The sequence below is a fragment of the Microbulbifer mixtoriginis (SeqCode) genome, from assembly GCF_052466715.1.
Map to the genome: position 1 here is coordinate 328,752 of NZ_CP174288.1, position 12,375 is coordinate 341,126.

The 12,375-nt window shown below is 52.6% G+C and carries 13 protein-coding genes; 11 read left to right on the forward strand and 2 right to left on the reverse strand.

Going from position 1 to position 12,375, the window contains the following annotated elements; translation table 11 throughout:
• The first annotated feature begins 282 nt into the window (after positions 1–282).
• From ACJJH9_RS01675 to ACJJH9_RS01715, 9 genes are all read left to right on the forward strand, one after another.
• Positions 283–1,176, forward strand: coding sequence for a hypothetical protein (locus ACJJH9_RS01675; RefSeq protein ID WP_252083453.1), 894 nt, complete (start codon positions 283–285; stop codon positions 1,174–1,176).
• 43 nt (positions 1,177–1,219) lie between these two features.
• Positions 1,220–1,870: an MBL fold metallo-hydrolase gene (locus tag ACJJH9_RS01680; protein ID WP_444924082.1), complete on the forward strand. Its 651-nt coding sequence runs from the start codon at positions 1,220–1,222 to the stop codon at positions 1,868–1,870.
• A 44-nt stretch (positions 1,871–1,914) separates the two neighbouring features.
• Positions 1,915–2,526 (forward strand): DUF2799 domain-containing protein, encoded by a 612-nt coding sequence (locus ACJJH9_RS01685; protein WP_444924083.1) that lies wholly within the window; start codon positions 1,915–1,917, stop codon positions 2,524–2,526.
• Between the two features lie 77 nt (positions 2,527–2,603).
• Positions 2,604–3,035 (forward strand): hotdog fold thioesterase, encoded by a 432-nt coding sequence (locus ACJJH9_RS01690; RefSeq protein ID WP_152455066.1) that lies wholly within the window; start codon positions 2,604–2,606, stop codon positions 3,033–3,035.
• A 30-nt stretch (positions 3,036–3,065) separates the two neighbouring features.
• On the forward strand, positions 3,066–3,773 hold the full coding sequence (locus tag ACJJH9_RS01695) for a M48 family metallopeptidase (RefSeq protein WP_444924084.1): 708 nt from the start codon (positions 3,066–3,068) through the stop codon (positions 3,771–3,773).
• A 55-nt stretch (positions 3,774–3,828) separates the two neighbouring features.
• Positions 3,829–5,193 carry a 23S rRNA (uracil(1939)-C(5))-methyltransferase RlmD gene (gene rlmD, locus ACJJH9_RS01700; protein WP_444924085.1) on the forward strand — a complete coding sequence of 455 codons (1,365 nt, stop codon included), beginning with the start codon at positions 3,829–3,831 and terminating at the stop codon, positions 5,191–5,193.
• Between the two features lie 159 nt (positions 5,194–5,352).
• Positions 5,353–5,721 (forward strand): DUF2750 domain-containing protein, encoded by a 369-nt coding sequence (locus tag ACJJH9_RS01705; RefSeq protein WP_252086029.1) that lies wholly within the window; start codon positions 5,353–5,355, stop codon positions 5,719–5,721.
• 54 nt (positions 5,722–5,775) lie between these two features.
• Positions 5,776–6,159, forward strand: coding sequence for a VOC family protein (locus ACJJH9_RS01710; protein WP_444887301.1), 384 nt, complete (start codon positions 5,776–5,778; stop codon positions 6,157–6,159).
• Positions 6,160–6,173: 14 nt separating this feature from the next.
• Positions 6,174–7,103, forward strand: a complete 930-nt coding sequence (locus tag ACJJH9_RS01715) for an SDR family oxidoreductase (protein ID WP_444924086.1) — start codon at positions 6,174–6,176, stop codon at positions 7,101–7,103.
• A gap of 105 nt (positions 7,104–7,208) precedes the next feature.
• On the opposite strand, the gene mnmH is transcribed toward ACJJH9_RS01715, so the two are convergent.
• Positions 7,209–8,297, reverse strand: coding sequence for a tRNA 2-selenouridine(34) synthase MnmH (mnmH, locus tag ACJJH9_RS01720; protein ID WP_444924087.1), 1,089 nt, complete (start codon positions 8,295–8,297; stop codon positions 7,209–7,211).
• A 739-nt stretch (positions 8,298–9,036) separates the two neighbouring features.
• On the opposite strand from mnmH, the gene ACJJH9_RS01725 reads away from it, so the two are divergent.
• Complete coding sequence (locus ACJJH9_RS01725) at positions 9,037–10,887, forward strand: SLC13 family permease (protein WP_444924088.1); 1,851 nt, start codon at positions 9,037–9,039, stop codon at positions 10,885–10,887.
• Positions 10,888–10,889: 2 nt separating this feature from the next.
• On the opposite strand, the gene ACJJH9_RS01730 is transcribed toward ACJJH9_RS01725, so the two are convergent.
• Complete coding sequence (locus ACJJH9_RS01730) at positions 10,890–11,336, reverse strand: CBS domain-containing protein (protein WP_444889292.1); 447 nt, start codon at positions 11,334–11,336, stop codon at positions 10,890–10,892.
• A 545-nt stretch (positions 11,337–11,881) separates the two neighbouring features.
• Between ACJJH9_RS01730 and ACJJH9_RS01735 the strand changes: the two genes are divergently transcribed.
• Positions 11,882–12,361 (forward strand): DNA binding protein, encoded by a 480-nt coding sequence (locus ACJJH9_RS01735; RefSeq protein WP_252083443.1) that lies wholly within the window; start codon positions 11,882–11,884, stop codon positions 12,359–12,361.
• Positions 12,362–12,375: the final 14 nt, after the last annotated feature.

Sequence of the window (12,375 nt, forward strand, 5' to 3'; positions counted from 1 at the left end):
CAATCAGAAAGAGACCCTGCGGCCAGTTTTTGGCTTGCGGTGTCCGGTGTCAGGAACACATCCCTGTGTTCACCGAGACCGGCGTAGAGCTACCCGACAGCGTTATCTGCTTTCCCGGCTGACATTCATTGTCGTAATACACCAACGTTTGTACGCAGTGGGGGATTCTTGGATCACTGGATTATGAAAAAACAGAGTTATTTCCGAAAAAATTTGGTGAATAACTGATGCCGTCAGGGAGGTAGGTGCGGCTTCGACAGCAATAATAAAAAAGAGGGAGTTATGGCCGATATTGTGGTTTTGGCAGCGCCGGCTGTGGATGCCGCACACAGGAACTGTGTAAAGCACTTGTTTTCCATGCTCAGGGAAACCCTGGATGACGACTGGGCGCGCCTTCATTGCGATACTTTTCCTACTGTGGAAGCACTGCCAGGTAATACCCAGCGAGTATTTGAAGATATGCGCAAGTGCGAGGTGGATAGTCTGCGCGCGCGCAAATTCCTGCTCAACACCCTGGCTGAGAACTCGGCGCAATTGGGGGATATCCATAGCCGTAGTGGTCTCTACGAGAGGACCCAGACAGCCATTTATCAAACTCTACAAAAGGCTGCAGCCGCCGCTGGCGATTGCGCTCCGGTGTTGCTTATCAGTCATTCGGCCAGCTGTATTAGCTTGTCCAACTATTTGTGGGATGCCCAGCGGCCCAGCGTTAACCACGGTGTCTGGCGCGATGGCGGGCCAGCCGAGGTGCGCAAGGGCTCCGCGCGGGAGCGCTTTTTGCGCCTGAAAACGCTCAGCCATTGGTATACCCTCGGGGCCGGCACGCCGCTGTGGTTTGGGGCCAAGCAGCGCGATCAGATCCAGGCGGTGGCTACGGCCTCCCGCGGGTATCAATTCCGCTGGAAAAATTTCTATCATCCGAATGACCTGCTCGGCTGGCCTCTTAAGCCTCTCAGCCCCAGTTACAACCAAGCGGTATTTCGGGATTACGCGACAAGGCCACTGTCCGATCCAGATAATGCCCTGGCCGGTCCACAGCTACTGCCACCGGAGGATTACTGGCGCAATGAATTGGTGTGGGAGCAGCTCAGCAAGGACCTGAGCACTCTTCTGCAAAACACCAAGCCGAAGGCAGACGCATCCGCACAGCGATCTCGGCGGGCAGTCGCGGTATAATCGCGGCACTAGCTACTACTCCCGAATAAGGATGGGTTTTACCATGTCGCTGCAATTTCACTCGGTCCCGGTCACTCCTTTTCAGCAGAATTGCACCTTGCTCTGGTGCGAAGATAGCAAGCGTGCCGCAGTGGTGGATCCGGGTGGCGACCTGGACAAAATTCTGGCGGCGGCGCAAGAGCGCGGGCTCAAACTTGAGAAAATCCTACTTACCCACGGTCACCTGGATCACGTGGGTGGCACTGCGGCGCTCTCTAAACAATTGCAGTTGCCGATTGAGGGACCCCACGAGGGCGATGGTTTCTGGATCGAGCAGCTGCCGGTGCAGGCGCAGATGTTCGGTTTTCCCTCAGTGGAGGTGTTCACCCCGGATCGCTGGTTGCAGCAGGGCGATACCGTGACTGTCGGCGACCAGGAGTTGGAGGTGCATCACTGCCCTGGCCATACCCCGGGACATGTGATCTTTTTCCATCGTCCGAGCAAGTTGGCACTGGTGGGCGATGTGCTGTTTGCTGGTTCAATTGGCCGCACCGATTTCCCCCAGGGGGATCACGATACTTTGATTCGTTCGATCACCGAACGCCTGTGGCCACTGGGTGACGATGTACGCTTTGTCCCGGGTCACGGTCCTATGTCCACTTTTGGTCAGGAGCGTCAGACCAATCCGTTCGTCGCCGATAAACGTTTCGGCTGATAGGTGGTATCTGCAAAACAATAATCCATCGGGAGACCCTTCCCATGCCTGTAAAGCTAAGTGTTTTCCTGTTGATTCTGGCCACTGCTATTAGTGGTTGCGCTGTTATTTCCGAGGCGGATTGCCGCAGTGGGCTCTGGTATGAGCGCGGCCTACATGACGGCGCCCGCGGGCGCTCCCAGGCGCTGATGTACGATATCGCCAAGGAATGCCAAAGTTACGAAATCTATGTGGACAGTGAGGCTTGGTTGCGGGGCCACGAAGAGGGCGTGGAACAATTTTGTACCGCTGAAAATGGCTACGCTCAGGGACGTCAGGGGCGAAAATATGAGGGCGTATGCACTGGGCCCACCGCAGATATTTTTTTGCAGAATTACCAGCGTGGCCTGGCCGACTATCGCGTAGCGCAGGAGTATCGCGATTTATTGTGGCGTCGGGATAATTTAGAACGTGAGCTTTACTCCCTACATCGCGCCCTTAGGCACAGTGATAGCGACAACCAGAGGCGTGCGCTTTACTTCCAGCACAGCCGACTCGAATGGGAGTTGCGCATGTTGGATTTAGAACTGCACCGCTATGGCCTTTTCGGCCCAGACTATTTCACGCCGGGTTTTTATCCGCGCGGCTTTTTTTCATCCGGTTTTTTTTACTGGTGAAGTTAGTGGGCTGATATGGCTAGTCAATTCAGTCATTTCCCCCGATCCCAGTTTGGATTTTCAAGAGAGTTATTCCCATGGCTATTTGGCACGTTACTCCCACCCTGGAAGAGATTAACCGGGGCACCGCCCAGTGTATGCCCGGTTATCTGGGCCTGGAGATTACCGCAATCGGTGAGGATTACCTGGAGGGCAAGCTGCCGGTGGATCATCGCACTCGCCAGCCGTTCGGTATTCTGCATGGCGGTGCCAATGTGGTGTTGGCGGAAACCCTGGGATCTATCGGTGCCAATCTGCTGGTGGATACCAGTAAGTTTTACTGCGTTGGCCAGGAGATTAATGCCAATCATCTGCGTCCTGTGCCGGAGGGTGAAGTTACTGGCCGGGCCAAGCCGGTACATATCGGGCGCACCAGCCAGGTGTGGGAAATTCTGATTTACGCCCCCAATGGCAAACTGAGTTGTATCTCCCGAATTACCATGGCAGTTGTGGCTCATGCCGCTGGATAAACTTTACCGGGTTTTATTGAGGCGGTTTTTATGAGTGAAGTGCGGGAATGTTTTTTTGAAGATATTCCCTACCGCCTGGTGCGTTCGGCAAGGCGCAAGCGCCTGGGTCTGGTATTGGCTCAATCCGGCGTGGAAGTTCGTATTCCTCAGCGCTGCGCTGCCCGCCACGGCCATCAGTTTTTGCAGGAAAATATCCAGTGGGTACGCGCCCAATTGCTCGCTGCCAACCAGCGTGCGGCACAGGTGCCACAATATCGGTTTGAGTTTGGTGAGCACTTTCCTTGGCTGGGTAAAATGCGCCCCTTGGAGCGCGCGTCTAATCGAGGTGGTGCGGCAATCACCGAAGAGTCCATTCATCTCTATACCTTATCGCCAACCCCCACTACGCAGCAATTACAGGGGGCCCTACAGCGCCTCTACCAGCGCGAGGCGTTGGCCCTATTAACAGAAAAGTCCCAGCGCTTGGCCGAACAACTGGACTTGCAGTTTTCCACACTGCGAATTCGGCGCACCAAGAGTAAGTGGGGGCACTGCAGTATTCGTGGAGACCTGCAATACAACTGGTTGGTATGCCTGGCACCGGAACCGGTGGTGGATTATCTGGTGGCCCATGAGGTCAGCCATTTGCGTCACCATAATCACGGCCGCGATTTTTGGCTGCTGGTACAGAGTGTTTGCCCTCGCTATAAGGAGCTGCGCCGCTGGTTGCGCGATAATGGCCACCGCCTCACGGTATAGACTTTACCGACAGGTCCCATTGATTTCAGATGTTTTGAATATTCAGTAATTTCCTATGAGCAGAAAACCGCGTTTTATCACTCCGCGTAAGACGGTAAAAAAATCTTTGCCCACCCAGGCAGAAGCCTGCGTGGAAAAATTCAGCCACGATATGCGCGGTCTTGCCCGTGTGGGTAAAAAAACAGTATTTATCGATAATGCCCTGCCTGGTGAAGAAGTGCGTTTTCGTTATAGCACTCATCGGGCTCGCTTCGATGAAGGTGTTACCAGTGAGATAATTCAGGCTTCGCCACTGCGCTGTGAACCGCGCTGCCCCCATGTGTCCCTGTGCGGGGGCTGCTCCCTGCAACACCTGCAGGCCGATGCGCAAATTGTCGAAAAACAAAAAATCTTGTTGGATCAGCTGACCCGTTTTGGTGGTATTAAACCTGAGGAAATTTTGCCTCCACTACTAGCAGAACCTTACGGCTACCGGCGCAAGGCGCGTATCGGTATTCGCCTGGTGAAATCGGCAAAAGGTAAAAAACTCGTTTTTGGTTTTCGCAAAAAGCGCAGCAACGATTTGACCGATATCAATGAGTGCCATGTTTTGCACCCCTCCATCGCTCAACATATTCCCGCGTTGAAGCTACTGGTGGCGGAGAGCGAGGGGCGCGCGCACTTTTCCCAGTTGGAAGTGGCGGTCGGTGATGATGTGGCGGCCTTAGTGTTACGACACCTGCAGCCTTTATCGGAAGGGGATCGACAGCGCTGGCAAGACTTCGCTAAATCATCAGGTATACACATGTATATACAACCTGGTGATGCGGCTTCGATTCAGCCTCTGTGGCCAGAGAATGGCGAGAATTACCTCAGTTATCGTCTGCCAGAATTTGACCTGAGCCTGCACTTCCAGCCGATGGATTTCTTCCAGGTGAATTTCGAGGTCAACCGACAGATGGTGAGTCGTGCTGTGCAGTTATTGGACCCGCAACCCGGCGAGAGGGTGTTGGATCTTTTTTGCGGATTGGGAAATTTCACCCTGCCATTGGCACGCCGCGCCGGGGAGGTCATCGGTATCGAAGGCCTGGGTGCTCTCACTCAAAGGGGCAAGGATAATGCCGAACTTAATGGGCTGAACAATGTGCGCTTTCACACTGCCGACCTGAATGAGGAAATGGTGAAAAAGGCCTGGGCCAGTGACGGCTTCGATAAAATTTTGCTGGACCCACCGCGCGATGGCGCCCTGCAGGCGGTGCGTGGCATTGCCCGTTTCAAGGCGCAGAAAATTGTTTACGTGTCCTGTAACCCGGCGACTCTGGCGCGGGATGCGGGAGAATTGACCCAGCTGGGTTACCGTCTTAAGCAGGCCTGTGTTATGGATATGTTTCCGCAAACAGCCCATGTGGAATCCATGGCGGTATTTGAGCTGGATTCCTAAAGCCATTTATTCAATTTTTTTCCGTCTCTGTGTGTCATTTAAAAAGTCCTGAGGAGCGGAGGTAAAGCAGTTTTACCTGATGCCAGAGCAGTGGCCTGTGCGTTGGTGCGGGGGGCAAACTGGCGTAAACTGCTGGCAAACTTATCAAGCGAAGATGTTATGCAAAGCGAACCCTTAACTGATGATTTTGAAGAAAACTGCGCACGTTTTTTGCCAGAGGCAGCCGAACAGGGCTGCGTCTGGGCGCTGCAGGGGGAAGAGGGCTTTGCGTTGTGCGAATCCGAAAAGCGCCCACAGACTGAAGTGATGCCCTTTTGGTCCCAGCGGGAATTTGCCCAGGCACACTGTGAGGGCGATTGGGCGGAATACCAAGCGGTAGCTATCGACCTGGAAGAATTTATGGATGACTGGCTCACTGGTATGCACGAGGATGTACTGCTGGTGGGGCTGAACTGGAACAATGAGCTGGAAGGTGTGGAGCTGGAACCCATCGACCTGCTGGAGCAATTGGAGCAGGAGCTGCAATAAGCTGCGCCATAGTGCCCCACCCAGCGGATAAAAATTAAACAACGGGGTGTCTTAATGGAGCAGTTTCTCGGCCTGCGTACAGTAATTTACGGTGTAACAGATATTGCAGAGGCCCGTGCCTGGTATGCGCAGCTGCTGCAGAAAGAGCCCTATTTCGATAGCGATTGCTATGTGGGTTTTCATCTCGGCCATTGTGAACTGGGCCTGAATCCGGATGCGCGCAGCGCGATCAGCCGCGCGGATGGGGTGATCGCCTACTGGGCGGTTGCGGATATGGCCGCACAGGTCGAGCGTCTTGGAGCCATGGGTGCGCGACAACACAGCGATGTGGTGGATGTTGGCGAGGGCGTACTGATGGCGAGTTTTCTCGATCCTTACGGCAATATTATTGGCCTGATTGAGCAATCCCAGGCCGTGTCGGAGGATTCGAACCAGTAAACGGAGCAGTCCCCGTGAACAAACCACCAGTTTCCAGTTTTCGAAAATCTCCTGATAGCTTTGCCGCAGAGAGCCTTGCCCAAATTGGCCGGGGCTATGTGGCGCCAGACAGAGTCGCTCTGATTACGGGATGTTCCAGTGGTATTGGTCGCGAGCTGGCCCTGGCCTTGCATCGCCGCGGTACTATTGTTATCGCTACCGCGCGACGCCCGGAAAGCCTGCAGGAACTGGCGGACCTGGGCATCGCTACCGAAGCTTTGGATGTTAATAGCCAGGCAGATATTAACCGGGTGCTACACGCTCTCAAGGCCGCCTACGGTCGCCTGGATATATTGATCAACAACGCCGGTTACGGGCAGATGGGCCCGCTGATGGAGCTGGATACCCGCTCCCTGGAAAATCAATTTCGCACCAATGTATTTGCACCGCTGGCACTGGCGCGCGCTAGTGTGCCGTTGATGCGCTCGTGCAAGAGTGCTGTAATTTGTAATATCGGTTCCGTATCCGGTGTTTTGGCTACCCCTTTCTCTGGGGCCTACTGCGCTTCCAAAGCGGCCCTGCACACACTCTCGGAAGTCTTGCGTCTAGAACTGAAACCTTTTGGCATTCGCGTAATGACAGTGCAACCTGGGGCTATTGCCTCAGAGTTCGGTCGCCACGCGGAAGTATCACTGCGCGGTCTCTTGCCTCCGGATTCAATGTATAAGCGCCAGGAGGAGGTGGTGCGCGCCCGCGCTCAGGAGTCACAACAGAACGCCACTTTGGCTAGTTCCCTGGCGCGCAAGTTGGTACGTGAACTTCTACGCAAACGGCCGCGCACACTGGTGCGTATCGGCAATCGCAGCCGCCTGTTGCCCTGGCTTGCGCGCTGGTTACCGAATAAATTGCGGGACTGGATTTTATTGCGCCGTTTCAAGTTAAACCGTTTGGCGCACAAGGTATAAGTGAGGCTTAGGACTGCCTCCCCGGTGTTTTTCATTTGAGTGATTAATTACTTTTCTGCTCGATGCATTACTGGAAATTATCCACTTAAAATTTTTACGCATTAACTAACAGTCGCGCCTGTGATTCAGCCAGTCCTTCACTTCTGAAAAACTACCGCGAAATAGGATAGGGCTGTCACGCTTTTCCATCAGGTGGTTGTAACCACCATCGTAATATTCTCGCAATAAACACATCACCAGCGGAATATAGGCCTCACTGTTTCCACTCTGTTGTAATTCTCGATTTGCATCCATAAGTTGTGCATCCAATATTTGATGGCGTAATCCACCGAGGCGCTTGCGGATTTTACTCAGGTTGTTGCGCAGTTCTTCTCCCAATGTCGCTGCGGAGGAGTTGTCAGCAGTTTTAAAGCGCGGCAGGGCCTCGCACACATAATCTTGCACAATACGCCGGGCTCGTTGCTCCAGCGGCTCCTCCACCAGGACTCTGGGAGCGCTTTTCATGGCATTTTGTAATGCTGGGGGCAGGGCACAGCGGCCAATAAGCCGGCTTTCATCCTCGATAAAAACTGGTCCGGTAGCTTGCGACAGCTTGAGTAAATCGATACCCACTTGGTTTTCAAAATCGATTTGAGAAGGCTGATCACAACCCGTACGGCCAAAGCTGGAGCCGCGGTGCTTGGCAATCCCCTCCAGATCAAGTGCCCGTTCTGCACCTTGGATTAACTCTGTCTTCCCACTGCCGGTGTGACCGGCAATAACGATCAGCGGCAGCTCTTGACTCAGGCCTTCCAGCTGGCTGAGCAGATAGGTGCGCATAGCCTTGTAGCCACCATCAATCAGTGGATAATCAATTCCCACATCTCGCAATAATTGCTGTGTAGTGCGCGAGCGCAGGCCGCCACGAAAACAGTAAAGGTAACCCTGAGGGTGGCAATGAATAAATGTACTCCAAGCGTTGAGCCTATGCTCTACGATTTTATCCGTGGCTAGTTGCCATCCCAAATCAATAGCGGCCTGTTGCCCCTGCTGTTTGTACTCGGTACCAATTAACTCCCGTTGTTGGTCGTCTAATAACGGGTAGTTTTCTGCATGGGGAAATGCTCCGCGCTGAAACTCCACCGGTGCTCGTACATCCATCAGCGGAATATCGTGTAGGAATAGATCACGGTAATTCGTAGTATTTTTGCGCAAGGAGGGTCTCCAATATTGCTGTGGAGAGCTTCACTCATTAATGAGGGCTGACCACTCTGAGGCTCTTATAGAGTTAATCAAAGAAACTTTGGTCGATTGTAAGGCTTTTGCTTGTTTGTACGCCAATCCACTTTAGCGGTTAACCGAATAAAATGGCTCCAGGGTATATCACCACCAATAATTGAGGAGCTAGTAGAGCATTAGTCGCGAATACTTGTGGCTAATTAGCTGAAGGTGTATGTAACGCTTTGGGTTAATTTAGGACAGGGCCCTTTATGCTCAATTAATAAATAAGAAGAAAAGATATGGTTAGTAATAGGGTGAGAATTTCAATAGGGAGCAGTTATTAATAATTTGGTATCCGTTATGGTTTGGATATCATAATTTTGGGTGAAATTTGACGCCACTAAAATACCTGGGCAGAAAATATCTCCAGATATTCTAATATTTTTATCTAATTTTACACTTTGCCCTATTAGCATAAGTCCAATTAAAATTTCCCTTAATCGTAATAAGAAATATAGATTTCCTATTGGTCCATAAAACTATTGGAAGATTGCTCTCGACTTCCATTGAAACCGAGCCATTGAACTTGGTTGGCGCAAATTATGCCTCTAAACGATCAGTGAAGAGTGGTCTTCCGGCGCCTTTATTCCCGTCAATACCTTATCCTTGTATACCCTGAATGAGTTGCCCCGTGGAATTCTTCACGAGTGCTTCATTCAGGAAATACGTATTTATGACCCTAGATCAGTTGCTTATTCTAATCATTATCGCGATTACGATAGCGCTGTTTATCTGGGGGCCTTGGCGCCACGATATGGTGGCGCTCTCTTCCCTGCTCGCTTGTGTGTTTTTTGGATTAATTCCCCCTGAAAAAGCATTTACTGGATTTGGTCATCCGGCAGTGGTCACTGTGGCCTGCGTGCTGATCCTCAGTCGTGGCCTGCAGAATACCGGAGCTATGGGAGCCCTGGCCCAGCGGGTAGTGCCTCGAAGCGGCAATATCACAGTATCAATGTTACTTCTGACTGGGCTCGGTGCTCTTTTATCAGGGTTTATGAACAATGTGGGGGCTTTGGCGCTGTTGATGCCGGTAGCGGCGGATATGGCGGAAAAACAGGGCCTGGCCCCGGGTAAGGTGCTAATGCCCTTGTCTTTCGCCACGATACTCGGTGGCATGACTACCTTGATTGGCACGCCGCCAAACTTGGTGGTCTCCGGTTTCCGCGACAGCGCCGGGGCCGGCAGTTACGGCATGTTCGATTTCACCCCGGTGGGCTTGGCAGTGACCCTGGTTGGCCTGCTCTTTATCGGTCTGCTTGGCTGGCGTCTGGTGCCAGGTCGCGGCCAAGCGGGTGCGTCCAGTTTCGATACCGGAACCTACCTCACCGAGGCACTGGTTGGGGAAAAGAGCGCGGCAGTGGGTAAGAGTCTGGGTGAAATTGGCAAGGTATTGGGGGCTGAGGATGCACAGGTAGTCGGGTTGGTGCAAAGCGATGCTCGGGTAGCGGCAGTAGCGCCCTGGCAGCGGGTGCAAAGCGGGGACATTCTGGTAATCGAGGCAGAGCCCGCATCCTTAGCAGCGAGTCTTACCAGGCTTGGACTCACCATGGTTGGTGGGGCTGAGACAGAAAAAGACAAGAAAGTGGTTGTACAGCTGGGAGGGGCAAAGCCGCTGCAGGACGAGGATTCTCGGGATAAGAGTAAGGAGAAGAGCGTCCCCGCCGGTGAGGAAATGCAGTTGCGCGAACTGGTTGTAATGCCCAATTCTATTTTGGTGGGGCGCTCGACTCAGTTTTTACACCTTTCGACCAACTATCAGATTAATCTGCTGGCCCTCTCCCGGCGCGGGCGCCGATCGGTGAAGCGCCTGCGTTCTACGCCGTTACAGGCGGGCGATGCCCTGCTGATGATGGGGCCGGATAACCATCTCAATAGGTTTGCCCGGGAACAGGGCTGCGTGCCTCTGGCTCAGCGGGATATCGGCATGCCGAACAAAGAGAAGGCAGTCATTGCCCTGCTTGCTATGGCATTGGGAGTTGCGGGTGCAGCCTTTGGCCTGGTCCCCGCAGCGGTCTCATTTGCTACCTGTGTGCTGGCTTTTATGGCACTCAAGGTTGTGCCGCTGCGAAACATTTACGAGGCCTTGGATGGCTCTGTGATTGTTTTGTTGGGCACATTGATCGCAGTGGCCGAGGTGATGGAAAGTACAGGGGCGGCGGACTTGGTGGCACAGGTGTTGCTGGATAGTTTGGCTCAGGGTAGTTCGGTATTGGCTCTGGTGTTGATATTGATCGTTACCATGACACTGTCGGACTTTATGAACAATGTGGCCACTGCGGCGGTGATGTGTTCAATTGCCATTAGTACCGCTGAACAACTGGCGGTGAATCCGGACAGCTTTCTAATGGCTGTGGCCATCGGCTCATCCTGCGCTTTTCTAACCCCGGTGGGCCACCAGAACAATACCTTGATTCTGGGGCCGGGGGGGTTCGATTTTGGTGATTATTGGCGCATGGGGCTACCCCTGGAGATACTAGTGGTGCTTGTGAGTATCCCCATGTTGCTGTGGGTATGGCCGCTCTAAGCTCAGGCGATGGAGTCGTCCACAGGCTGCGCTAATTCCGCAAGATAGTTGCTACAAAAGCGCAGTATATCGGTCACTGTGACGATACCCACCAGTTCTCCTTCGCGCATGACCAGCACCGAGCCGATACCCGTATCGGCCATAGCCATTAGGATTTTATCCAACGGATCATGGATATCGGCAATAAAGGGCCGGCGTGCGCACAGGTCGTGGACATAGAGTTGTTGCTCTTCCAGTCGGTGTCCAGGGGCGTTGGCCCTTTCGATATCTCCCTTGGAGATGACCGTTTCCAGATCCCCGGCACGGGTTACTGGCAGATGGCGCACCTTGTGCTCTTCCATTAGCGAAAGGGCATCCTCAACGGTGGCATCAATATCGATGTGATAGGGAAACGGCGTCATCAGAGCCGCTAAAGTGGGCATGTGATGAATATTATGGGTATTGGACATAGCGAGCGTCAGGTATCCAATGGTTTTTGGCAATGAGCGCTATAACAAAAGTCAGCGCAATAATTTGCAATTGGCGACTGCGGTTACAATATAGCCAAAATAGGGATGTTTGAATATCCTTTTGTTCAGGCGAATATCCACGCCTTTGTTACATTTTGTTAGCAATAACCGTGAAGATTCCTATTATATTCAAATGATAGAGCGTAAACGGTTGATATTTGTTGGCGAAAGATTATTATTCGCGACCTCAGCCGAGAAATATAATCAGTGTTTCGGGTTCAATACCGGAAAAGGCTGAAGTCGGCTAGCTTTTAATAATGCATTTGCCGAATATATCTAGCGCTGGAGTCGACCGGTGCAAGGGTATCTCGTTTTTCATTCGGCTAATTCGTAATATGCCGAATATAACATCACTTAACCGCCAGTAATCGGCTAGTGGTGCTGTTAACAATTTTGATATTTCGAATAACCGGACTCGACTCTGTGTCGGCCTCCGCCACAGTGTTTTCTCTGTATTTTTAATAACCGTCGTTGAGGTTTATTGAATGTTCCAGGAATACGAACAACTCGAACAGCAAATTGCCGAGCATCAGGCAAGAATCGAAGAACTGCAGGAGCAAATGGCTCAGGCAGAACGCAAAAAAGATGGCGTTATCGCGTTTGATAAGGCACTGGTTAATCTGGCTGCCGAATATCAGATGGAAGAAGAGGAATTCTTCGTTGCACGTGGCCGCCAGGTCGTTGAGTGGCTGGTAGACCAGCTGAATGATGAAGACGCTCCTGACTACGTACAGACTCTTAAGTCTCGCGTTGCCCGTCACCTGAAAAAAGAGGGTGATAGCCCCCGTCGCGGCCGCCGTGCTGCAGCTACTGCGAGCAAGTCTGCAGAGCCCAAGCTGGAAACCGGTCACTACCGCAATCCGTATACCGGTGCCACTGTAGAGAAGAAAAAGCGCAACCCTAAAGCGCTGAGCCAGTGGATCGATGAATACGGTCTGGAAACCGTTAAAGAGTGGAAGATCTAATTCTGCTCAGGTTT